The organism is Rhodanobacter hydrolyticus, from assembly GCF_044904645.1.
The window spans coordinates 724,527-747,801 of record NZ_JADIKK010000008.1 but is presented as its reverse complement, the minus strand read 5'-3'; the positions used below and the strand labels follow the sequence as shown (position 1 = coordinate 747,801).

Annotated in this window: 19 protein-coding genes and 1 tRNA gene; 19 read left to right on the top strand and 1 reads right to left on the bottom strand. The window is 63.9% G+C overall.

Annotation, left to right across the window (positions count from 1 at the left end; genetic code table 11):
- Positions 1 to 314: 314 nt before the first annotated feature.
- The 16 genes from ISP25_RS05750 to ISP25_RS05675 all read left to right on the top strand — a co-directional run bounded on the left by ISP25_RS05750 (position 315) and on the right by ISP25_RS05675 (position 19,369).
- Complete coding sequence (locus ISP25_RS05750) at positions 315 to 674, top strand: PilZ domain-containing protein (RefSeq protein ID WP_192155086.1); 360 nt, start codon at positions 315 to 317, stop codon at positions 672 to 674.
- Positions 675 to 907: 233 nt separating this feature from the next.
- Positions 908 to 1,264: an NADH-quinone oxidoreductase subunit A gene (locus ISP25_RS05745; RefSeq protein WP_192155088.1), complete on the top strand. Its 357-nt coding sequence runs from the start codon at positions 908 to 910 to the stop codon at positions 1,262 to 1,264.
- The gene (locus ISP25_RS05740) at positions 1,255 to 1,812 is read left to right on the top strand and encodes a NuoB/complex I 20 kDa subunit family protein (protein ID WP_192155090.1); all 558 of its coding nucleotides are present in this window, start codon (positions 1,255 to 1,257) and stop codon (positions 1,810 to 1,812) included. Before ISP25_RS05745 ends, ISP25_RS05740 begins: the two co-directional genes overlap by 10 nt.
- Before the next feature lie 10 nt (positions 1,813 to 1,822).
- Positions 1,823 to 2,554, top strand: coding sequence for an NADH-quinone oxidoreductase subunit C (locus tag ISP25_RS05735; protein ID WP_192155092.1), 732 nt, complete (start codon positions 1,823 to 1,825; stop codon positions 2,552 to 2,554).
- A gap of 4 nt (positions 2,555 to 2,558) precedes the next feature.
- Positions 2,559 to 3,815 (top strand): NADH-quinone oxidoreductase subunit D, encoded by a 1,257-nt coding sequence (locus ISP25_RS05730; RefSeq protein ID WP_192155094.1) that lies wholly within the window; start codon positions 2,559 to 2,561, stop codon positions 3,813 to 3,815.
- Between the two features lie 21 nt (positions 3,816 to 3,836).
- A complete protein-coding gene (gene nuoE, locus ISP25_RS05725) occupies positions 3,837 to 4,364 on the top strand; it encodes an NADH-quinone oxidoreductase subunit NuoE (RefSeq protein WP_192155097.1) in 528 nt (175 codons plus the stop codon).
- Between the two features lie 7 nt (positions 4,365 to 4,371).
- Complete coding sequence (gene nuoF / locus ISP25_RS05720; protein WP_404612354.1) at positions 4,372 to 5,709, top strand: NADH-quinone oxidoreductase subunit NuoF; 1,338 nt, start codon at positions 4,372 to 4,374, stop codon at positions 5,707 to 5,709.
- Entirely contained in the window at positions 5,706 to 8,030 is a 2,325-nt protein-coding gene (gene nuoG, locus ISP25_RS05715; RefSeq protein WP_404612353.1) for an NADH-quinone oxidoreductase subunit NuoG, read from the top strand. Before nuoF ends, nuoG begins: the two co-directional genes overlap by 4 nt.
- 5 nt (positions 8,031 to 8,035) lie before the next feature.
- Positions 8,036 to 9,052 (top strand): NADH-quinone oxidoreductase subunit NuoH, encoded by a 1,017-nt coding sequence (nuoH, locus tag ISP25_RS05710; RefSeq protein WP_192155103.1) that lies wholly within the window; start codon positions 8,036 to 8,038, stop codon positions 9,050 to 9,052.
- An 8-nt stretch (positions 9,053 to 9,060) separates the two neighbouring features.
- Positions 9,061 to 9,552 (top strand): NADH-quinone oxidoreductase subunit NuoI, encoded by a 492-nt coding sequence (gene nuoI, locus ISP25_RS05705; RefSeq protein ID WP_192155105.1) that lies wholly within the window; start codon positions 9,061 to 9,063, stop codon positions 9,550 to 9,552.
- Positions 9,553 to 9,564: 12 nt separating this feature from the next.
- The gene (locus ISP25_RS05700) at positions 9,565 to 10,221 is read left to right on the top strand and encodes an NADH-quinone oxidoreductase subunit J (RefSeq protein ID WP_404612351.1); all 657 of its coding nucleotides are present in this window, start codon (positions 9,565 to 9,567) and stop codon (positions 10,219 to 10,221) included.
- The gene (gene nuoK, locus ISP25_RS05695) at positions 10,218 to 10,523 is read left to right on the top strand and encodes an NADH-quinone oxidoreductase subunit NuoK (RefSeq protein WP_077483669.1); all 306 of its coding nucleotides are present in this window, start codon (positions 10,218 to 10,220) and stop codon (positions 10,521 to 10,523) included. Before ISP25_RS05700 ends, nuoK begins: the two co-directional genes overlap by 4 nt.
- 4 nt (positions 10,524 to 10,527) lie before the next feature.
- Entirely contained in the window at positions 10,528 to 12,579 is a 2,052-nt protein-coding gene (nuoL, locus tag ISP25_RS05690) for an NADH-quinone oxidoreductase subunit L (RefSeq protein ID WP_404612348.1), read from the top strand.
- 15 nt (positions 12,580 to 12,594) lie between these two features.
- Entirely contained in the window at positions 12,595 to 14,103 is a 1,509-nt protein-coding gene (locus ISP25_RS05685) for an NADH-quinone oxidoreductase subunit M (RefSeq protein WP_192155111.1), read from the top strand.
- Between the two features lie 12 nt (positions 14,104 to 14,115).
- Positions 14,116 to 15,558, top strand: a complete 1,443-nt coding sequence (gene nuoN, locus ISP25_RS05680; protein ID WP_404612347.1) for an NADH-quinone oxidoreductase subunit NuoN — start codon at positions 14,116 to 14,118, stop codon at positions 15,556 to 15,558.
- Between the two features lie 628 nt (positions 15,559 to 16,186).
- Entirely contained in the window at positions 16,187 to 19,369 is a 3,183-nt protein-coding gene (locus ISP25_RS05675) for a TonB-dependent receptor (protein WP_404612346.1), read from the top strand.
- 194 nt (positions 19,370 to 19,563) lie between these two features.
- Here the strand turns inward: ISP25_RS05675 and ISP25_RS05670 are convergent, their stop codons facing one another.
- The gene (locus ISP25_RS05670; protein WP_404612345.1) at positions 19,564 to 21,555 is read right to left on the bottom strand and encodes a S9 family peptidase; all 1,992 of its coding nucleotides are present in this window, start codon (positions 21,553 to 21,555) and stop codon (positions 19,564 to 19,566) included.
- 363 nt (positions 21,556 to 21,918) lie between these two features.
- Between ISP25_RS05670 and ISP25_RS05665 the strand changes: the two genes are divergently transcribed.
- The 3 genes from ISP25_RS05665 to ISP25_RS05655 all read left to right on the top strand — a co-directional run bounded on the left by ISP25_RS05665 (position 21,919) and on the right by ISP25_RS05655 (position 23,090).
- Positions 21,919 to 22,158 (top strand): hypothetical protein, encoded by a 240-nt coding sequence (locus ISP25_RS05665; RefSeq protein WP_404612344.1) that lies wholly within the window; start codon positions 21,919 to 21,921, stop codon positions 22,156 to 22,158.
- A 114-nt stretch (positions 22,159 to 22,272) separates the two neighbouring features.
- Positions 22,273 to 22,349: transfer RNA gene (locus tag ISP25_RS05660), tRNA-Met, on the top strand.
- Between the two features lie 198 nt (positions 22,350 to 22,547).
- On the top strand, positions 22,548 to 23,090 hold the full coding sequence (locus tag ISP25_RS05655) for a ribosome maturation factor RimP (protein WP_192155120.1): 543 nt from the start codon (positions 22,548 to 22,550) through the stop codon (positions 23,088 to 23,090).
- The last annotated feature ends 185 nt before the right edge of the window (positions 23,091 to 23,275 follow it).

The window sequence follows — 23,275 nt, the reverse complement described above, 5'->3', positions numbered from 1 at the left end:
TTGTCTTGCGATGGACGTCATGCGGTAGCGCGCGGCTTGACCTGCCGGCCAGGTAACCGCTGCGCCGCGCGCTACCGCCTGACGGTCGCGGCAAGACAACCCGAAGGGCCGGGTCTGTTTGCCAACGTCCCTGCTTCATCACTCGGTCGTGGATGGGCATCCACTCCTTGGTTTTCCCTAGGGCTGCGTGCAAACAGCTCCCGGCGCGAGACGTGGAGAGATCGTGAACAAGCTCTTAGAGCTTTGCGCGGCGAGCGACCCTCGCTAGCATGGGCGTCGTCGCATCGACAGCCGAGAGTCGTCCAGGAGCCCGCATGAATCCCGTTGCCGCTGCCGCCCGCCAGGGCATCATCTCGCTGAAGATCAAGGACGTCGCCGCGCTCTACAACGCCTACATGCCCTTCCTGCGCAACGGCGGCCTGTTCGCACCTACCGCACAGGCGTATTCGCTGGGCGACGAGGTGGTACTGCTGGTGAGCCTGGCCGACGAAAGCGAGCGACTGTCCGTGGTGGGCAAGGTGGCGTGGATCTGCCCCACTGGTGCCCAGGGCAATCGCACCGCGGGCATCGGCATCCATTTCAACGAGACGCCGGACGCCGAAGTGGCGCGTCAACGGATCGAGAACATGCTGGCCGGCGTGCTCAATTCCGAGCGGCCCACGCACACGATGTGACCATCGGCTTCCAGCGCATGCGCACCTAGGGGTTGTTTTCGCGCATCCGACGAACGTCAAGCTGTTGTGGTGTCGGCATGCGCTGATACAATGCGTCGGTTCACGACCTGGATCGTGGAGAGTCGGGCGCCCGTGGTTGTCACCAGACGGGAGCGTGGTTGCCCGAAATGCATTGCCGGACCGTTTCCCCGCGGTCGCTGATGCGCCCCGATGGCGCGGAGGTAGGTTGCACCGTGATTGCCGAATATTGGCCTGTATTACTTTTCATCGCCGTGGCCGCCGGCCTGGGCATCGTCCTGCTGGTGATCGGCATGCTGGCCGGCAAGCACCGGCCCAGTGCGGAAAAACTTGCGCCCTACGAGTGCGGCTTCGAAGCCTTCGAGGATGCCCGAGCGCGTTTCGACGTGCGCTACTACCTGCTGGCCATCCTCTTCATCATTTTCGATCTGGAAATCGCCTTCCTGTTTCCCTGGGCGGTGGTGTTCAAGCAGATCGGCATCGTGGCGCTGATCGAGATGGCGCTGTTCCTGCTGCTGCTGGTGATCGGTTTCGCCTACGTCTGGAAGAAGGGAGCACTGGAATGGGAGTGATCTCCGCCATCGACAAGGTGATGCACAACCCGCAGCCGTTGAGCGTGGTTGACGACATCCTGCGCCCGGCCGGCGACAACCCAGTCATGCAGCGCGGCTTTGCCACCACCAGCGTCGACGCCCTGATGAACTGGGCGCGCACCGGCTCGATGTGGCCGATGACCTTCGGCCTGGCCTGCTGCGCGGTGGAGATGATGCACGCCGGCGCGGCGCGCCTCGACCTGGACCGCTACGGCGTGGTGTTCCGTCCGTCGCCGCGCCAGTCCGACGTGATGATCGTGGCCGGCACCCTGGTCAACAAGATGGCTCCCGCGCTGCGCAAGGTCTACGACCAGATGCCCGAGCCGAAGTGGGTGATCTCGATGGGCAGCTGCGCCAATGGCGGCGGCTACTACCACTACTCGTATTCCGTGGTGCGCGGCTGCGACCGCATCGTGCCGGTGGACATCTACGTGCCGGGCTGTCCGCCCACGGCCGAAGCGCTGATCCACGGCATCCTGCAGTTGCAGAAGAAGATCCGTCGCACCAGCACCATCGCCCGCGGTTGAAGGCAGAGCCATGACCGATACGCAAAAGACCTCGCTGGCCGAGCGGCTCGCCGCACGGTTCGGCGACACGCTGAAGATCAGCGTCGTGCGCAACGAAACCACCGCCGAACTGGCGGCTGCCGATCTGCTTGCCGTGGCCACCGCGCTGCGCGATGAGCCGGGCTTCCGCTTCGGCGAGCTGGTCGACCTGTGTGGCGTCGACTACCTCGGCTACGGCCAGAACGAATGGGACACGTCCGACGTCTCGTGGACCGGCTTCTCGCGTGGTGTGGAAGGCGAAGCCGTGGGCCGTTTCGACTGGGCCGACCGTCCGCGCGACGTGAACCGCCCCCGCCGTTTCGCCTCCGTGATGCACTTGCTCTCGATCGAGCACAACCAGCGCTTGCGCCTGCGCGTGTTCTGCGAGGACGACAGCCTGCCGCTGGTGCCGTCCGTCTGCGGCATCTGGCCGGGCGTGAACTGGTTCGAGCGCGAGTCGTTCGACCTCTACGGCATCATCTACGACGGCCACCCGGACCTGCGCCGTATCCTCACCGACTACGGCTTCGTGGGGCATCCGTTCCGCAAGGATTTCCCGCTGATCGGCAACGTCGAGGTGCGTTACGACCCCGAGCAGCAGCGCGTGGTGTACGAACCCGTGACGTCGGTAGTGCCGCGCGTGCTGGTGCCGCGCGTGATCCGCGACGACGCCGACCTCATGCAGGCCAAGGCCGAAGCCGCCGACGACTGGCGCAGGAACTGATTCGATGGCCCAGGAAATCCGCAACTACACGATGAACTTCGGCCCGCAGCATCCCGCTGCGCACGGCGTGCTGCGCCTGGTGCTGGAGATGGACGGCGAGACCATCGTCCGCGCCGACCCGCACATCGGCCTGCTGCACCGTGGCACCGAGAAGCTGGCCGAGTCCAAGCCGTTCAACCAGTCGATCGGCTACATGGACCGCCTCGACTACGTGTCGATGATGTGCAACGAGCACGCCTATGTGCGCGCCATCGAGAACCTGCTGGGGATAGCGGCGCCGGAGCGTGCGCAGTACATCCGCACCATGTTCGACGAGATCACGCGCATCCTGAACCACTTGATGTGGGTGGGCTCGAACGCGCTCGACCTCGGCGCGATGGCGGTGTTCCTCTACGCGTTCCGCGAACGCGAAGAGCTGATGGACGTCTACGAGGCGGTGTCGGGCGCGCGCATGCACGCCACGTACTACCGCCCGGGCGGCGTCTACCGCGACCTGCCCGACCACATGTCGCAGTACCGCGAATCGCCGTGGCACAAGGGCAAGGACCTCAAGCGCCTCAACAGCTGGCGCGAAGGCTCGATGCTGGATTACCTCGACGCCTTCACCGACGACTTCCCGAAGAAGGTGGACGAGTACGAGGAACTGCTCACCGGCAACCGCATCTGGAAGCAGCGCACCGTCGGCATCGGCGTGATCTCGCCGGAACAGGCGCAGGCCTGGGGCATGACCGGTGCGATGCTGCGCGGCTCGGGAGTTGCCTGGGACCTGCGCAAGAAGCAGCCGTATGCGAAGTACGCCGAGATGGACTTCGACATTCCGGTGGGCGTCAACGGCGACTGCTACGACCGCTATCTCGTGCGCGTCGAGGAAATGCGCCAGGCCAACCGCATCATCAAGCAATGCGTGAAGTGGCTGAAGGCCAATCCCGGCCCGGTGATGGTGGAGAACTACAAGGTCGCCCCGCCGAAGCGTGCGGAGATGAAGGAGAGCATGGAAGCGCTCATCCATCACTTCAAGTTGTTCACCGAAGGCTACGGCGTGCCGGCCGGCGAGACGTATGCCGCGGTCGAGGCGCCCAAGGGCGAGTTCGGCTGCTACCTCGTCTCCGACGGCGCCAACAAGCCATTCCGCGTGCACCTGCGCGCGCCGGGCTTCGCCCATCTGTCGTCGATCGATGCCATCGTGCGCGGCCACCTGCTGGCCGACGTGGTGGCGATGATCGGCACCTACGACCTCGTGTTCGGCGAAGTGGATCGCTGAGCCGGCACGACGGAGAAACGCATGAAAGCCACCGGACATTACGACCAGGTCAAGAACGTCGATGCGCTCGCCGTGCTCAACGAGCACACGCGCCAGCACATCGACCACTGGCTGACCAAGTTTCCGCCGGACCGCAAGCGTTCGGCGCTGATCCAGGCGCTGTTCGCCGCGCAGGAACAGAACCAGGGCTTCCTCACCGACGAGCTGATCGCCGCCGTGGCGAAATACCTCGACCTGCCCGCCGTGTGGGCCTACGAGGTGGCCAGCTTCTACTCGATGCTGGAGACCAAGCCGGTAGGCCGCAACAACGTGGCGATCTGCACCAACATCTCGTGCTGGCTCAACGGCGGCGTGGACCTGGTGAAGCATTGCGAGCGGAAGCTCGGCATCAAGCTGGGCGAGAGCACCGCGGACGGCCGCATCTACCTCAAGCGCGAGGAAGAGTGCATCGCCGCCTGCGTGTACGCGCCGGCGATGACCGTGAACGGCCACTACCACGAGCGGATCACCATCGAGAAGCTCGACCAGATTCTGGACGGGTTGGAGTAAGCGCGACATGGCAAGCACTACCGGTCCGGTCGGGCCCGCACCCCAGGAACACCAGGTCGTCTACACCACGCTGCATTTCGACAAGCCGTGGGCTATGGACAACTACGAGAAGGTGGACGGCTACAAGGCGTGGCGGAAGATCCTCGCCGAGAAGCCCGATCCCGCCTCGCTGGTCGAGATCGTCAAGAACAGCAACCTGCGCGGCCGCGGCGGCGCGGGCTTTCCCACTGGCCTGAAATGGTCCTTCATGCCGAAGGGCAACATGCAGAAGTACATCCTCTGCAATTCGGACGAGTCGGAGCCTGGCACCGCGAAAGACCGCGACATCCTGCGCTACAACCCGCACGCGGTGGTCGAGGGTCTGGCGATCGCCTGCTACTGCACCGGTTCCACCGTGGCCTACAACTACCTGCGCGGCGAGTTCCACCACGAGCCGTTCGAGCATTTCGAAGAGGCGCTGAAGGAAGCCTACGCGGCGGGCCTGCTGGGCAAGAACATCCAGGGTTCGGGCATCGACGTGGACATCTACGGCGCGCTCGGCGCCGGCGCCTACATCTGCGGCGAAGAAACCGCGCTGATGGAGTCGCTGGAAGGCAAGAAGGGGCAGCCGCGCTTCAAGCCGCCGTTCCCGGCCAACTTCGGCCTGTACGGCAAGCCCACCACGATCAACAACACCGAAACCTACGCCTCGGTGCCGGCGATCCTGCGCAACGGTGCGGAGTGGTTCCTCAATCTCGGCAAGCCGAACAACGGCGGTCCGAAGATCTTCTCGGTCTCCGGCCACGTCAACAAGCCCGGCAACTTCGAGATCCGCCTCGGCACGTCCTTCAAGGACCTGCTGGAAATGGCCGGCGGCGTGCGTGACGGCAACCAGCTCAAGGCGGTGATCCCCGGCGGCTCCTCGATGAAGGTGCTCAACGCCGAGGAGATGATGTCCGCCACGATGGACTACGACTGCCTGCAGAAGCTGGGCTCGGGCCTGGGTTCCGGTGCGGTGATCGTGATGGATGAGACCACCTGCATGGTGAAGGCCTGCCATCGCATCTCGCAGTTCTATTTCGCCGAGTCCTGCGGCCAGTGCACGCCCTGTCGTGAAGGCACTGGCTGGATGTTCCGCGTGCTGACTCGCATCGTGGAAGGCAAGGGCACGCAGGACGACCTGCACCGCCTCAAGGCCATCGCCGGCCAGATCGAAGGCCACACCATCTGCGCGTTCGGCGAAGCCGCCGCGTGGCCGGTGCAGGGCTTCCTCGCCAAGTTCTGGAACGAATTCGAATACTACGTGCAGCACGGTCGCTCGATGACTGAAGACCAGCTTGCCGCCAACCGTGGAGTCGCTGCATGAGTGCGCAGCCCACCAGCACCGCCCCCGACGTCGTCAACATCGAGGTTGACGGCAAGCCCGTGCAGATCCGCAAGGGCGCGATGATCATCGAGGCGGCCGACGCCATCGGCATCGCCATCCCGCGCTTCTGCTACCACCGCAAGCTTCCCATCGCCGCCAACTGCCGCATGTGCCTGGTGGACGTGGAGATGGGCGGCCGCCCGATGCCCAAGCCGCAGCCGGCCTGCGCTACGCCGGTGGGCGAGGGCATGAAGGTCACCACGCGCTCGGACAAGGCGCTGAAGTTCCAGAAGGACGTGATGGAGTTCCTTCTGATCAACCATCCGCTGGACTGCCCGATCTGTGACCAGGGCGGCGAGTGCGAGCTGCAGGACGTGGCGCTGGGCTACGGCCGCAGCGTGTCGCGCTACACCGAGCGCAAGCGCACCGTGGCCGACGAGAACATCGGGCCGCTGGTTGCCACCGAGATGACCCGCTGCATCCAGTGCACGCGCTGCGTGCGCTTCACCAGCGAGATCGCCGGCACCTACGAACTGGGCGGCTTGAGCCGCGGCGAGAATCTGCAGATCGGCACCTACATCGGCAAGACGGTGGAGACCGAGCTGTCGGGCAATATCATCGACGTCTGCCCGGTGGGCGCGCTGACCAACAAGCCGTTCCAGTACCAAGCGCGCGCCTGGGAACTGATCGCCAAACCGTCCGTCGCCTACCACGACGCCATGGGCTCCAACCTGTGGCTGCACACGCGCCGCGGCGACGTGCTGCGCACGGTGCCGCGCGACAACGAAGCCATCAACGAGTGCTGGCTGTCCGACCGCGACCGCTACAGCCACCAGGGCCTGTACGCGGCGGATCGCGTGAGCGCACCGCAAGTCAAGCGCAACGGCCAGTGGCAGCAGACCACCTGGGAAGACGCGCTTTCCGTTGCCGCCGAGGCGCTGAAGGGCGTGCCGGGCAGCGACCTGGGCGTGCTGGTGCACCCGGCTACCACCAACGAGGAAGCTGACCTGCTGCTGCGCCTCGCGCGCGGCCTGGGCAGCGCACACGTCGACCACCGTCTGCGCCAGCTCGATTTCGCCGACAACGCCGTGGCCAGCCGCTTCGGCCTGCCGATGGCTGAGGTGTCGCAGGTGCAGGCTGCGCTGCTGGTCGGTTCCGACCTGCGCCACGAGATGCCGCTGCTCAACCATCGCCTGCACCAGGCGACCAAGAAGGGCGCCAAGGTGTACGCGGTCAACCCGGCAGCGTTCGAGTTCAATTACAAGCTGGCCGGTGTCGCCGTCGTGCCGCCGCAGGGCATGGTCGACGCGCTGCTGGCACTGGCTCGCGCCGCCGTGGCGGAAGGTGCCACGGCGCCGGACGCGCTGGTCGATTCGATCAACGCCGCTGCCAGTGACGAAGGCGATCATGCCGCCCTCGCTGCGCTGAAGGCGGGCAAGGCGGTGGTGATCCTCGGCGAAGCCGCGGCCACCCATCCGGAAGCCTCGTGGCTGCGCGCCATCGCGCGCTTCATCGCCACGGCGACCGGTGCCGGTTACAACGAACTGCCGGTGGGTGCGAACGCTGTCGGCCTCGGCCAGCTCGGCGTGGTGCCGGGCAATGGCGGCCTGGATGCGCAGGCCATGCTGGTGCAGCCGCGGAAGGGTTACGTGCTGTACGGCGTGGAGCCGCCGCACGATTTCGCCGACGGCGCACTGGCGCTCGATGCGTTGCGTGGCGCGCAGCAGGTGGTGGCGTTCAGCGGCTACGCCAGCGACGCGCTGCGCGAGGTGGCCAATGTGATCCTGCCGATCGCGCTGCTGCCGGAAACCGACGGCACGCTGGTGAACGTCGATGGCACGGCACAGGCGGTGCAGGCCGGCGCGAAGGCACCTGGCGAGGCCCGACCGGGCTGGAAGGTGCTGCGCGCGCTGGGTGGCCTGATGAAGTTCGCCGGTTTCGAGTTCGACGATCTCGCCGGCCTGCGCGATGGCATTGCGGTACGCACCGTCGCGGCGCGTGATTCGCTGGCTGCGCGCATGCCGGTGGCCGGTCTTGCGCGCATCGCAACGTGGCCGATCTACCGTAGCGACGCGGTGCTGCGTCGTGCCACGGCGCTCAACGCACACCCGCTGAACCGTGCACCGGCGGCCCGCATCAACGCGGACCAGGCCGCACGTTTCGGCGTGGCCGATGGCGCGCAGGTGCGCGTCGGCGATGCCACGCTGCCGGTGGCCATCGATCGCACCGTGCCGGACGGCGCCGTGTGGATCGAGGCTGCACAGGACATCACCGCCACGCTGCCGCCCTATGGCGCAGCCATCACCTTGAGCAAGGCGTAAGGCACATGGGCGAACAGCTACTCAACCAGGTCATCTGGCCGGTCATCCACATCCTGTGCATCGTGTTGCCGCTGGTGGTCACGGTAGCGCTGTACGTGTGGTGGGAGCGCAAGGTGCTCGGCTGGATGCACGTGCGCATGGGGCCGAACAAGGTCGGCCCGTTCGGCCTGCTGCAGGCCTTCGCCGACGTGGTGAAGCTGTTGCTGAAGGAAGTGATCCTGCCGACCAGCGCGAACCGCTCGCTGTACTACCTCGCGCCGCTGCTTGCATTGATTCCGGCGCTGGCGGCATGGGCGGTGATTCCGTTCGGCGCCAAGCTGGTGCTGTCGAATGCGAATGCGGGCCTGCTTTACCTGCTGGCGATGACCTCGATCGGCGTGTACGGCATCATCCTCGCCGGCTGGGCGTCGAACTCGCGCTACGCACTGCTAGGCGCGATGCGTTCGGCGGCGCAGGTGATCTCGTATGAACTGGCGATGGGCCTGTGCCTGGTCTGCGTGCTGGTGCTGGCCGGTTCGTTGAACCTTACCGACATCGTCAACGCGCAGGCCGGCGGCAAGGGCATTCTCAGCTGGTACATGTGGCCGCTGCTGCCGGTGTTCATCATCTACTTCATTTCTGGCGTGGCCGAGACCAACCGCGCGCCGTTCGACGTGGCGGAAGGCGAATCGGAAATCGTCGCCGGTTTCCACGTGGAGTACTCCGGCTCGGCGTTCGCGCTGTTCTTCCTCGCCGAGTACGCCAACATGATCCTGGTGAGCTTCCTCGCCTCGATCCTGTTCATGGGCGGCTGGCTCAGCCCGTTCCCGGAAAGCTGGGGCCTGATCGGCCACGGCAATCCGCTGTGGCTGTTCGCCAAGGTGTTCGTCTTCGCCTTCCTGTTCCTGTGGCTGCGCGCCACCTTTCCGCGCTACCGCTACGACCAGATCATGCGACTGGGTTGGAAGGTGTTCATTCCGATCGCGATCGTGTGGGTGCTGGTGGCCGGTTGCATGAAGTACTACGGCATCGCGGGGGCTTGAGAATTCCGATGAAACGCGTAATCAGTTATTTCAACAGCCTGTTGCTGATCGAGCTGCTCAAGGGCCTGGGACTCACCTGGCGCTACCTGTTCAGCCCGAAGTACACGATGCGCTACCCGATGGAGCACATCCCCAAGTCGAACCGCTTCCGCGGCCTGCACGCGCTGCGCCGCTACGCGAACGGCGAGGAACGCTGCATCGCCTGCAAGCTGTGCGAGGCGGTCTGTCCGGCGCTGGCGATCACCATCGACTCCGCGCCGCGCGAGAGCGACGGCCAGCGCCGCACCACGCGCTACGACATCGATCTGTTCAAGTGCATCTACTGCGGCTTCTGCGAAGAGAGCTGCCCGGTGGACTCCATCGTCGAGACCAGCATCCACGAGTACCACTTCGAGCACCGCGGCGAGAACGTGGTGACCAAGCTGCAGTTGCTCGCCATCGGCGACCGCTTCGAGGCGGACATCGCCGCTGCCCGTGCGCAAGACGCGGCTTACCGTTGAGGACGGAACGTCATGATTGATCCGAACCTGTTCCAACTCATCTGTTTCTACGCCTTCGGCGCGGTCACGGTGATTTCCGCGCTGGCGGTGATCACCCTGCGCAACTCGGTGCATGCGGTGCTGGCGTTGGTGCTGACCTTCTTCAGCACGGCCTGCATCTGGATGCTGGCCGAGGCGGAGTTCCTCGCCATCGCGCTGATCGTGGTGTACGTGGGCGCCGTGATGGTGCTGTTCCTGTTCGTGGTGATGATGCTGGACATCGATATGGAGCGGTTGCGCGAGGGCTTCGTGCGCTTCCTGCCGGTGGGCCTGATGGTGGCCGTGGTGATGCTGCTGGAGATGCTGGCCCTGATCGGCGTGCGCGTGATGCATGCGCAGACGCTGGGCGCGAACCCCGCGGGAGATTCCAACACCGCGTGGCTGGGCAAGGCGCTGTACTCGCAGTACCTGCTGCCGTTCGAAATCGCCGCGCTGATCCTCACCGTCGGCGTGGTCGCTGCCGTGGCGCTGACTCTGCGCCAGCGCGTGGGTGTGAAGCGCCAGTACGCCAGCCAGCAGGTGCAGGTCAATCCGCGTGACCGCGTGCGCGTGTTGAAGATGGCGGCCGAGCGTCCTGTCGATGCCGCTCCGGCCCAGGAAGTCCAGACCTCGCAGGAGCCCCGGCCATGATTACCCTTTCGCACTTCATCGTGCTCGGCGCGATTCTGTTCTGCATCGCCGTCGCCGGCCTGTTCATCAACCGCAAGAACGTGATCGTGCTGCTGATGGCGATCGAGCTGATGCTGCTCGCGGTGAACATCAACTTCGTGGCGTTCTCCCGCTTCGGCCACGACGTGGCGGGGCAGGTGTTCGTGTTCTTCATCCTCACCGTGGCCGCGGCGGAATCCGCCATCGGCCTGGCGATCCTGGTGCTGCTGTTCCGCAACCGCAGCACGGTCAACGTCGCCGAAATCGACAGCATGAAGGGTTGATCCGATGCAACTTTCGACATCCATCCTGCTGACGATCGCGCTGGCGCCGCTGGTGGGCTGCCTGCTGGCCGGCTTCCTCGGCAAGCAGATCGGCCGTGCTGGCGCGCACAGCGTCACCATCCTGGGCCTGCTGGTTTCCTGCGGCCTGGCGTTCTACGTGCTGTACCAGCTGGTCTGGGGTGGCGCGGTCAACTACAACCAGGACATCTACACCTGGTTCGCGATCGGCAAATACAGCGGCAGCGTTGGCTTCCTGGTCGACCGCCTCACCGCGATGATGATGGTGGTGGTCACCTTCGTGTCGCTGCTGGTGCACGTCTACACCATTGGCTACATGGCCGACGATCCGGGTTACCAGCGCTTCTTCAGCTACATTTCGCTGTTCACCTTCTCGATGTTGATGCTCGTGATGAGCAACAACTTCCTGCAGCTGTTCTTCGGCTGGGAAGCGGTGGGCCTGGTGTCGTACCTGCTGATCGGCTTCTGGTTCAAGCGCCCGACCGCGATCTTCGCCAACCTCAAGGCCTTCCTGGTCAACCGCGTGGGCGACTTCGGCTTCCTGCTGGGCATCTCGGCGGTGCTGTATTTCCTCGGTTCGCTGGATTACGCGACCGTCTTCGCGGCGGCGCCCGGCTTGGCCGGCAAGACCCTGCAGATCACCGCGAACACGCAGTGGGACGCGGCCACGGTGATCTGCATCTGCCTGTTCATCGGCGCGATGGGCAAGTCGGCACAGGTACCGCTGCACGTGTGGCTGCCCGATTCGATGGAAGGCCCGACCCCGATCTCCGCGCTGATCCACGCCGCGACGATGGTGACTGCGGGCATCTTCATGGTGGCGCGCATGTCGCCGATCTTCGAGCTGTCGCAGACCGCGCTCAGCTTCGTGATGGTCATTGGTGCGACAGGCGCCTTGTTCACCGGCCTGATCGGCATCGTGCAGAACGACATCAAGCGCGTGGTGGCGTACTCCACGCTGTCGCAGCTGGGTTACATGACGGTGGCGCTGGGCGTGTCGGCTTACGCCGGCGCAGTGTTCCACCTGATGACGCATGCCTTCTTCAAGGCGCTGCTGTTCCTCGGCGCGGGCTCGGTGATCATCGCCATGCACCACGAGCAGGACATGCGCTACATGGGCGGCCTGCGCAAGTACATGCCGATCACCTGGATCACCATGTGGATCGGCTCGCTGGCGCTGGTGGCGATTCCGTTCACCTCGGGCTTCTACTCGAAGGACGCGATCATCGACGCGGTGGGCGAGTCGCATCGCTGGGGCTCGGGCTACGCCTACTTCTGCGTGCTGGCCGGTGCCTTCGTCACCGCGCTGTACACCTTCCGCCAGATGTACCTGACCTTCCATGGCAAAGAGCGCTTCACCGTGGTGGCGCATCACGGCCACGGACACCATGACGATCACCACGACGACCACGGCCATCACAAGCCGGGCGAGCTGGCGCACGCGCCGCACGAGTCGCCGTGGGTGGTGACGCTGCCGCTGGTGCTGCTGGCGATCCCGTCGCTGCTGGTCGGCTTCTTCACCGTCGGGCCGATGCTGTTCGGTGGCTGGTTCGGTCCGGCCATCCATGTGGACGAGGCAAACAACGTGCTCGCCGAGATGGGCGGACACTTCCAGAGCGCGGCCTCAATGGCGCTGCATGGCTTCTCGCTGCTCGGCCCGTTCGGCCTGGTGCTGCTGGCCTTCGTGATCCAGACCTATATCTACCTGTTCAACCCGGCGCTCGCCGGCCGCATCAAGGGCGCACTGCACCCGCTGTGGACGGTGCTCGACCGCAAGTACTGGATCGACGACCTGTACTTCGCCGTGTTCGCCAAGGGTGGGCAGAAGCTCGGCCGCCTGTTCTGGAAGGCGGGCGATGCCGCGGTGATCGACGGTGTGATGGTCGACGGCACCACCGCCCTGACGCACCGCGTGGCTGCCGGCATGCGCCGGTTGCAGTCGGGTTACCTCTACCAGTACGCCTTCGCGATGATCCTCGGCCTGATCCTGCTGCTCGGCGGGTACTGGCTGTTCGGTTCCATGCCGGCTGCGCAATAAGGGAAGCAAGCTAACATGTTCACTCACTTGCTCAGCCTTCTGATCTGGCTGCCCATCGTCGGCGCGGTGCCGGTGCTGCTGGCCGGTTCCGCACGGCCCAACCTGGCGCGCTGGCTCGCGTTGCTGTTCATGGTGCTCACCTTCGTGGCGAGCCTGTTCCTGCTGCCGCAGTACGACGCGGCGCAGGGCGGCATGCAGCTGGTCGAGAGCCACCTGTGGATCGCCTCGCTGAACGTGCACTACGGCCTGGCCGTGGACGGCATCTCGGTGGCGCTGATCCTGCTCACCACCTTCGTGGGCATCCTCGTGGTGGTCGGCGCATGGGAAGTGATCCAGAACAAGCCGCACCAGTACATGGCCGCGATGCTCGCACTCGAGGGCGTGATGATCGGCGTGTTCTGCGCCACCGACGCCTTGCTGTTCTACGTGTTCTTCGAGGCGATGCTGATTCCGATGTTCATCCTCATCGGTGTCTGGGGCGGTCCGCGCCGCGTGTACGCCACGCTGAAGTTCTTCATCTATACCTTCCTCGGCTCGGTCTTCATGCTGATCGCGCTGCTGTACCTGTACCACCGGGCCGGCACGTTCGATCTGCACACGCTGGCAGCGCTGCCGCTGACCTTCACCGAGCAGATGTGGATCTTCTTCGCCTTCCTGCTCGCGTTCGCGATCAAGGTGCCGATGGTGCCGGTACATACCTGGCTGCCGGACGCCCACGTGGAGGCGCCGACCGGCGGCTCGGTGGTGCTGGCGGCGGTGATGCTGAAGGTGGGCACCTACGGAATGCTGCGCTTCATCCTGCCGATCGTGCCGGATGCGGGCGAGCACTACGCATGGCTGGTGATCGCGCTCAGCCTGGTGGCGGTGGTCTACATCGGCTACGTGGCGCTGGTGCAGGAGGACATGAAGAAGCTGGTGGCGTATTCGTCCGTGGCGCACATGGGCTTCGTCACGCTGGGCATCTTCATCGCCTTCCTGCTGGCACGCGGGCTCGGCGACGTCGACACGGCACGCCTCGGCATGCAGGGCGCGATGGTGCAGATGATCTCGCACGGCTTCGTCTCCGGCGCGATGTTTACCTGCATCGGCGTGATGTACGACCGCCTGCACACCCGTCAGATCAAGGACTACGGCGGCCTCATCAACGTGATGCCCTGGTTCGGCTTCTTCTACGTGCTGTTCGCGATGGCGAACTGCGGCTTGCCGGGCACCAGCGGTTTCGTGGGCGAATTCATGGTGATACTGGCCAGCTTCAAGGCCAATCCGTGGATCGCCTTCTTCGCAGCGTTCACCCTCATCATCGGCGCGGCGTACACGCTGTGGCTGGTCAAGCGCGTGCTGTGGGGCGAGATCCATAACCCGCATGTGGCCGAAATGAAGGACATCAATGGACGCGAGACCTTCGTGCTGCTTGCCTTCGCCGCGCTGACCGTGGCGCTGGGCATCTGGCCGGAACCGCTGATCCACCTGATGGACAGCTCGGTGACGCAGGTGGTGCAGCAGTTGGCCATCCACAAGATCTGATCGGGATAGAACATGATTACCCTCAACGACATCCTGGTCCTGTTGCCCGAGTTCTATATGGTGACGGTGGCGTGCTTGCTGCTGCTGCTGGATGCCTTCATGAAGCCCGAGCAGCGTCACTGGCTGCACTGGATTTCCATCGTGGTGCTGTTGGCGGCTGCCTACTTCGTGGTGGCCGGCCAGCCCGACGTCACCGTGACCGCCTTCGGTGGCATGTTCATACGCGACCAGGTTTCGGAAATCCTCAAGGTGTTCGCGCTGCTGTGCACCGTGCTGGTGCTGGTCTATGCGCGCCCCTATCTGCGCGAGCGCAAGCAGTTCATCGGCGAGTTCTACACGCTGATGATCTTCGCGGTGATCGGCGTGATGCTGCTGGTATCGGCCGGCAACCTGATCATGATCTACCTGGGGCTGGAGCTGCTGACGCTGTCGTCCTACGCGCTGGTGGCGCTGAACCGCGATTCGTCGCTGTCGTCCGAGGCTGCGATCAAGTACTTCGTGCTGGGTGCGCTGTCCTCGGGCATGCTGCTGTACGGCATGTCGATGGTGTACGGCGCCACCGGCTCGCTGGACCTGGCCCAGTTGCACACCGTGGCGACGCAGAGCGCGATGCCGAACCTGCTGGTGTTCGGCCTGATCTTCATGCTGGTGGGCATCGCCTTCAAGCTGGGCGCGGCGCCGTTCCACATGTGGATCCCGGACGTGTACCAGGGCGCTTCCACCCCGGTCACCACCTTCATCGCCTCCACCTCAAAGCTGGCCGCGTTCGGCATGGCGTGGCGCCTGCTGGAGACGGGGTTGGGCGGCCTGTCGCAGCACTGGCAGCCGATGCTGGCCGCAGTGGCGGTGCTGTCGATGGCCATCGGCAATCTGGTCGCCATCGTGCAGAGCAACCTCAAGCGCATGCTGGCCTATTCGACCATCTCGCACATGGGCTACCTGCTGATGGGCCTGGTCAATGCGGGGCCGGAAGGCTATTCCTCCGCGATGTTCTACGCGATCAGCTACGCGCTGATGAGCACGGTGTCGTTCGGCGTGATCCTGGCACTGGCACGCGCGGGCTTCGAATGCGAGGAGATCTCCGACCTCAAGGGCCTGAACCAGCGTTCGCCGTGGTTTGCCGCGCTGATGGCATTGGCGCTGTTCTCGCTGGCTGGCGTGCCGCCGCTGTTCGGCTTCTACGCGAAGTACCTGGTGCTGCAGGCGGCGATCGACGCGCACATGCTGTGGCTGGCCATCGTCGGCGCGGTGTTCGCCATCATCGGCCTGTACTACTACCTGCACGTGGTGAAGGTGATGTACTTCGACAAGCCGGAAGAGGGCGGCGCCGATCAGCCGCAGGCTGACGCCTCGTTGCGCGTGGTGCTGTCGATCAATGCACTGGCATTGCTGGTGCTGGGCGTGTACTGGGGTCCGTTGCTGGGCTGGTGCCGTCACTCGTTCGGCCTGGGCTGAGCGTTTGTAAATGTTCGAACGCTCGGGGTGGCCATGGATCGGCGCTTGTGAACCCGTCACGCAAATGACGGCTTCACCGAGGCGCGTGCGGACATCTGCCGGACTCGCCGAAGTGGCTGGATCGTTCGTCAGCGCGCCCGTGAGTACCTGAAGGCAAGCCGTTGGTCGTCAGCGTCGGGGTAATCTGATCGTCCGTTGTGCCGCATTGAGACGCCCGCGCTCCCTGTGGCAAGCGATGTGCCCGCATGTTTTGTATTCGCCGATCCAGTGAACGGATTGCTTCGAAACCGCATTTGCCGGCTTTGCCTTGCGCGATAAAAAGCGTGCGCCCCGGCAGGCTATTGGTCGAGAACCCACGTAGCGAATCCCCATCGGGGAATAAGTCCCTTGGTTTGCCGCCGGGCTACGATATGGTTCGCATGACGCTCCGGACAGGCCTGTGGGCGCACCATCAAGGTCATATGCCTCATCGCGACGGCCTTCGCCGTCGGCGCGATTCCGTGGCTTGACATCACCGACTGATCATCGTATTTGTATTAAAATAATCTAAAACATCGCAACTGGAATGTAGATTGATGTAAGCCGCACAGGTAAAGGCAGCCAGACTGCCACCGGGGAGGGTGAAGTCATGAAGCATGCATCGGGTAATCGATCGCGTTGCCTTGCGCTGCCGCGCAAGACGCTGGTTCTGGCGATCGGCGGTTGTTTCTGCCTCGTTTGTGCCGAAGCTGTGCTGGCGCAGTCGGTCACCGGCACCATCCGCGGCACGGTGCCGGTGGCTCCGAACGAGAGCGTTCGTATCACCAGCACCACCGGATTCGATCGCACCATTCCAGTGGATTCGTCGGGCCAGTACTCGATGATCCTCCCGGTCGGCACCTATACAGTCACCTTGTTGCGCGATGGCAAGCCGGTGCAATCCCGCGCGAACGTCAGCCCGGCTGCCTCCGGCACGGCTACTGTCAGCTTTGCCAGCACCGGCGGCACATCGGACAATCCGAAAGCATTGAGTGGCGTCGTAGTTACCGCCAGCGCCGTTCCGCCGATCGATGTGACGACCAGCAACCAGGTGACCACGATCACCTCTGCCCAGCTCGCCCGCCTTCCGCTGGGAAACACTGCCGAAGCCATTGCGATGCTGGCGCCGGGTGTGGCGATGGGAGCACCGTCGCTTGGCAAAGGGCAACTGGGAAATCCGTTGCTGTCGTTCGGCGGTGCGTCGGTTGCGGAAAACGCCTATTTCATCGACGGCATGAATACGACCGATGCGGTGACCGGGCAGGGTGGCGTGCCGCTGCCGTACGGCGCCATCGATCAGCAGCAGACCATGACGTCCGGTTATGGTGCCCGTTACGGCCGCACGATCGGCGGCGTGATCAACGAAATCGGCAAGCCCGGCACGAACGACTGGCATTTCGGTTTCAAGGCCCAGTGGACGCCGGCCAGCCTGACCGCCGACACTCGCAACGAATACTGGGACAACCCGCTCTACACCGGCCAATACGCCCTCAACCCTGCGGAAACGCCAGGGAATCTGTACACGTACAACGCGGGCAACCGGCAGCAGGAAAGCGTCTACGACGCGTATGTGAGCGGTCCCCTGATCAAGGACAAGCTGACGTTCTTCCTGGGCGTCGAGCGCGACGACATCAGCGGAGAATCGACCGGTTCGGTCGGCTCGCCGTACACCAATGTGTATACCCAGCACCAGCCGAAGCTTTACGCCAAGATCAACTGGAACATCAACGAGAACAACGTGCTGACGTTGTCGGGCGTGCAGAACTCCAACAAGGTCTGGTCGTCCAATTACAACTTCAACTACGACACGTTGCAGAACGGCAGTTTTTCCTCCAAGCCGTTGACCACCAAGAACAGCTACGACATGTGGGTGGCCAACTACACCTCCTACATCACCGACGACTTCACGTTGCACGCGATGTTCGGCAAGGTTCGCGCCGAATACCCGGTGATCGCCGAGCCGTATCCGGGATACAACCCCGCATTGCCGAACATCGCCAACGCCTCGACGGAGAACCCGGCCTTCATACCCAACGGGCCGATCTCCAATACCCAGACTTCCTCGACGATCTCCGACCCGGCGCACAGCTCGATGGAGATGAATTACCGCATCGACCTGGAATATCAGCTGGGCAACCATGACCTGCGGGCGGGCATCGACAACCTGCAGACCTGGGATCACGACGAAGGCTCGGTCATGACCGGGCCGGGCTACGGCTGGGCATACGAGCAGGGCGATCCCGGCACGCCCATCATCGGCAGTGACCCCAACCGGCCGCCCTACGTCGCCGCGCCGAATTCGAACGGCCCCAATCCGGGTGGCTACTATGTCCAGCAGGTCTACAACATCCTGGTGGCGTCGACGCGCCTGACCCAGCAGGCGCAGTACATCGAGGACAACTGGCAGGTCACTCCGCGATTGCTGCTGGATCTGGGCCTGCGCGACGACCAGTTCGTCAACCACGCTGCTTCCGGGGCGCCCTTCGCCCGGCTGACGAAGCCGCAATGGGCGCCGCGCCTCGGTTTCAGCTGGGACGTGCACGGCGATGCGACCTTGCAGATATACGGCAATGCGGGCCGCTACTACCTCGCGCTGCCGGCGGCGGTCTCCTGGAACGCCACGGCGACCGCGTACCAGGCTTCGAAGTATTACACCTATTCCGGCATCGACCCGGTCACGGGCGTCCCGCTCGGCTTGGTGCCGATCGCGGAGAACAACGGCGGCCGTGGCGACGTGGGCGTGTCCGCTTTCAACGCTTACGGCCAGCCGGTGAATGCGGCAGCCGCGGCGGCGACCAACATCAAGGCCGAGTATTCCGACAACTTCGTGCTGGGCATGAAGCAGGAATTCGACATGCTGGGGTCGAAGTACGTGTTCAGCGCCAATGGTGTGTATCAGGACATGGGTCCGAACATCATCGACGACTGGGATGACACCACCGCCATGTGCCGGGCGGCGATCGCGCAGGGCCTGCAGTATGCGGGCACGACATTGGATCAGCGGCTCTCCAGCTGCAGCAATGTCGCGCCGGGCTTCGTGCTGATCAACCCGACGCAGACCAACGATCTCCTGATCTCCGACGGCAACGGCAACCTGCACAAGGTGGTGATCACGCCACAGGACCAGGGATTCCCGCGCAAGGTCGAGCGCCGCTATTACGCAGTCAACCTCTCGCTGGAGCATCCCTTCGACGGCAAGTGGTACGGCATCGTCACTTACATCTGGTCGCGCTCGTGGGGCAACACGGAGGGGCCGGTGGATTCCTACGTCGGCCTGAGCGGCGGTGGCGGTGGCACCTCGGTCGCCTTGACGCCGCAGTGGGACGAAGCGTCGTTGATGGACTATTCGTACGGCGTGCAGCCCAACAACCACACCAACGCGCTGAAAGCCTACGGCTTCTACCAGATCAATCCGGACTGGCGGTTCGGTGGCAATCTATACATTTCCTCCGGCACGCCCAAGGTCTGCATCGGCTACTACGGCCCTGGCCAGACGGATCCCGTCGGCTACGGTAGCGCCTACCACTGGTGCGGCGGTCAGCCGGCGCCCCCTGGTTCGCTGGGCTCGATGCCGTGGATCCACACGCTCGATCTCAACGTGAATTACAGCCCGGCCTGGATGAAGCACGAGTGGAACTTCAATCTCGCCGTGTTCAACGTGTTCAACAAACAGACGCCGATCCAGTTGATAAACAACTACGGACAATCGACGGTGCCTAATCCGGGCTATGGTTTGGTTCAGGGAATGACGCCACCGCGCATGGTCCGTTTCTACGTGTCGTACGACTTCTGACCGGCAGCATCGAACCCTCCCTTGCCATGCCAGGGGAGGTTCGGTTTTCATTCGACGAGCGGCGTCTGCTCGCGCGGCAGTGTATCGCCGACCCGATTTCACCACCGCCGATGCATCGTTCTGCTGGTTGAAGGATGGGTACGTGCAACAGGTGGCGAATGGCTGGCCGCTCGCCATCGGGGGACGCGCTGTTCTCACTCCAGATACCGCACCAGCCAGTCCACCCAGCGCCGGTACACGTCGGTGGTGCGTGCGATGTCGTGAGGGAAGTGCGTGTCGGCCGGGTAGGCATATAACTCCACGGGTACGCCGTTGTCGCGCAGGCCGTGGTACCACTCGTAGCTGTTGACCAGGGGCACGTCCGGGTCGCCCACGTCGCCCATGATCAGGGTGGGCGCGGTGACGTTCCGGACATAGGCGATCGGCGATTGCTCGCGCCAGATATCCCAGGACTGGGCTGTCCACGGTGAGCCACCGAAGTAGAAGTCGTCGCCCTGCTGGTAATAGGACACGGTGTAGTCCATCACCCAGTCGGTGAGCGGTGCGCCCGCCACCGCCGCCTTCCAGACCCCATAGTGGCTCGTGAGCCAGGCGGTCATGAAACCGCCATAGGACCAGCCGCTGACGGCTACGTGCTGCTCGTCGACCAGTCCCAGTTTTTCCACGGCCGCGAGCCCGGCCATGACATCGTTGCCCGGGCCAGTCGCTGTGTCGCGGAAGATCGCGTGTTGGTAGGCGTCGCCAAGATTGCTGCTGCCACGGTAATTCGGTTGAAACACGGCAATCCCTCGTGCCGCCAGCAATTGCGGCAGCGGGGAGAACGACACATTGGAGGCACTTTGCGGGCCGCCGTGGATGACCAAGGCCAGCGGATATTTCTTCCCTGCCGCATAACCCACGGGATAGGTAAGCACGCCGTCTTCGGGGAACCCGTCGGGACCTGTCCATGCCACGGATTCGCTGCGCCCGAGGGTCAAGCTGTCGATGAAGGCATTGACGTCGGTGAGCCGACGCGGCCTGGCGGTCGTCGAATCCATCACATAAAGCTCATCAGGGTGTGTGGCAGTGCTGCCCACGTAAGCGATCGCGCCGGGCTGCGACACCGACAACGGTGGGTGGACGAGCGTATCGCCGAGATCGAGCTTCTTCGCCGGATGCGCCAGTGGTTGCTCCCACAGCGATGTCCGCGTGCCGTCGTCGCCCTCCAGCAACAAGGCGTGGCCGCCGGGCAGCCATGCATAGGCTTCGATATGCCGAGCCAACTTCTGCGTAGCGTCGTTGACCTTGCCGTCGATGGCGACATAGACCGCGTTGCCATTGTTCCGGTCGCCTTGCCGCGGCCGCACGTAGGCAAACGCATCGTCACCGGGCGCGTAAGCCGGGTCCATGCTGCCTTCCTCCGGCGCCAGTAGCTCGGGCTGGCCGCCTTCGACGGCGACGCTCGCAATCACCGACTTGAACGAGCTGCCCCAGTAGGCGTTCGGGAAGCGGGTAAAGACGATGCGGCGCCCGTCGCGAGTCCAGACCGGCTCGGGCGCATGGTCCTGCTGCTCGGTGAACAGGCTGCCGTCGCCCTGTGTGAGTCGCCTCGCCTCGCCGCCCTGGCTCGACACCACCCACAATTGCCAAGGCGCGCGCGCCGATCGCGCCAAGAAGTCGTTGTCTCCGACGCGAAAGGCATCGCCCTGCGGTTTGCCGCTCGCCGGTTTGGCCGGTTCGTCTTCGCTAACGAACGCGATCTGCCGGCCGTCCGGACTCCAGCCATAGCCGTCTACGCCCCCGGCAGCTGTGGTGATGCGCGAAGCATCGCCGCCATCCATCGGCAACACGAAAATCTGCGCTTGTTTGGTCTCGGCATCTTTGGCGAGGAAGGCGAGTTGGCTCCCGTCGGGCGACCAGCGCGGCATGGACAGTTGTTTGCGCTGCCAAGTCAGTACACGTACTGCGCCGCTAGCCGTATCGACCAGATCGATTTGCTGGCGTCGTTGGTCCGATGCCCAATCCGGAGTGGACGCTATCACCGCGATGCGCTGGCCATCTGGCGAGATCTGCGGTTCGCTCAGACGGGTCAATTTGCGCAGGTCGTCCAACTGGAACGACCTCGTGCCGTCTGCTGCCACGGCACGATGCGATGGCCACACCAAGGACGCGCATAGAGCCAGGGTGACGCGGACAATCAACTTCATGTTGTACCCCCCCGCTAGCACGAGTTCCTGTCTGCGCGTGGCGCTTGCCACGGTTCGGAACCGTCTTCCGTTGGACCGGAAAAAGCTGCTTCAGAGGAGCCCTACGTTATCATGATAAGTATGATTATTTTACATTTTACGAAAGGCGATGCGGTGAGAAATCCGGAGGGGACGGTCCATGAATCTGGCTCGCCACACCGGGCTGAAACAGTTGATGCCTATCGTGCGCTAGCTCGACCAGGGCTTTGCGGGAAGTAAAGAGCGCGTGCCCGCGCGGAACCTCGCTCGCCGCGATCAGGCATCGCACTCATGTCGCGCTGCCGGCGTAAGCGCGCCGATCTGATTCGATGATGCGCTGCTGTCGTGCTGTGGGTCGACGTGTTTGCGCCCTGGAAGAAATCGTCGTGGTCTACGGCGACTTCTGAAACGCTGCAGACGTCCTTCGATCCGGCCTGCGTGTTGCCCCATCGACTTCGCGCGGAATCGAGTACGCCCGATGCCGCGCAAAAGAGGCAGTCGATCCATCGCGGCGTCTCCGATGCGGCATGTTACGGCAGCAAGCCTGATGCGCTGCGCAGATATTTAGGAGTGCTGCCGAAGTGACGGCAAACGGGTAAGTTCATCCCCGGCTGCTCTCGGGGGAGGGGGACTTCGGAGCCGGCGCGTGAATGCGGCTTGCGAATATAGGCAAGCATCGTTACACTCTCCGGACTCTGATGCGGGGTGGAGCAGTCTGGCAGCTCGTCGGGCTCATAACCCGAAGGTCGCAGGTTCGAATCCTGCCCCCGCTACCAGATCTTTCTTAGAGCAAGAAAGCCTCCTCGTGAGGCTTTTTTGTTGGGCGCCAGGATGGCGTCGCGCTTGCTGCGGTTTTGTCGCGGCAGGCGCCGGATGAGCCGCCTGGAGTCGGTACATCGGCGAGGACGCTCCGGCAAGGAGCAGGGAATGGGCCGTCGAGCCCATTTTTTGTTTTTGCGATTTGGAAACGCATGATGGATACGAACGCACTTGCACAACGCTTCAGCACGATCCTGGCCGACCTCGGCCTGGAGTGCATCGGCGTGGAGTTTTCGCCATCCCAGGGGCAGAGCACCCTGCGCGTTTACCTGGATATTCCTGAAGGTGCCGCCGGCGCCGATGGCGAGCGCCGCGAGGTGGGCATCGAGGATTGCGAAGCGGCCAGCCGCGAGCTTTCCGCCATGCTGGACGTTGAAGATCCGATTCCCGGCCATTATGTTCTGGAAGTTTCTTCCCCTGGCCTCGACCGCCCGCTGTTCACAGCTGCGCAGTTTGCGCGCGTAGTCGGCCAGGAAGTGAAGTTGCTGTTGCGCGCGCCGCTGGAAGGCCGTCGCCGCTTGCGCGGCAAGCTGCTGTCGGTGGAAGGCGAACGTATTTCGCTGGAAGCCGAGGGCAGGGTCTTCGCCTTCGAGCACGCGCAGGTGGAAAGTGCCCGCGTGGTGCCGGACTGGGTGGAGCTGGGCTATGCGCCCAAGCCCAAGCCTGGCAAGGGTCCCAGCAAGAAAAAGCTTGATTGAAGCTCCATTGAAGAGATCGGTCGTGGGTGGTTGCTCTTGATCTTCGCGATCGCGGATGGACGCAAAAATGCTGAAAAGTGCGACCATGGACAGTCGCTTCTTGATCTTTGCGATCATGGATGAGTGTAGAAATATTGAATAGTGCAGCCAAGGGTGGCTGCTTTTTGACCTTCGCATTCACGGGA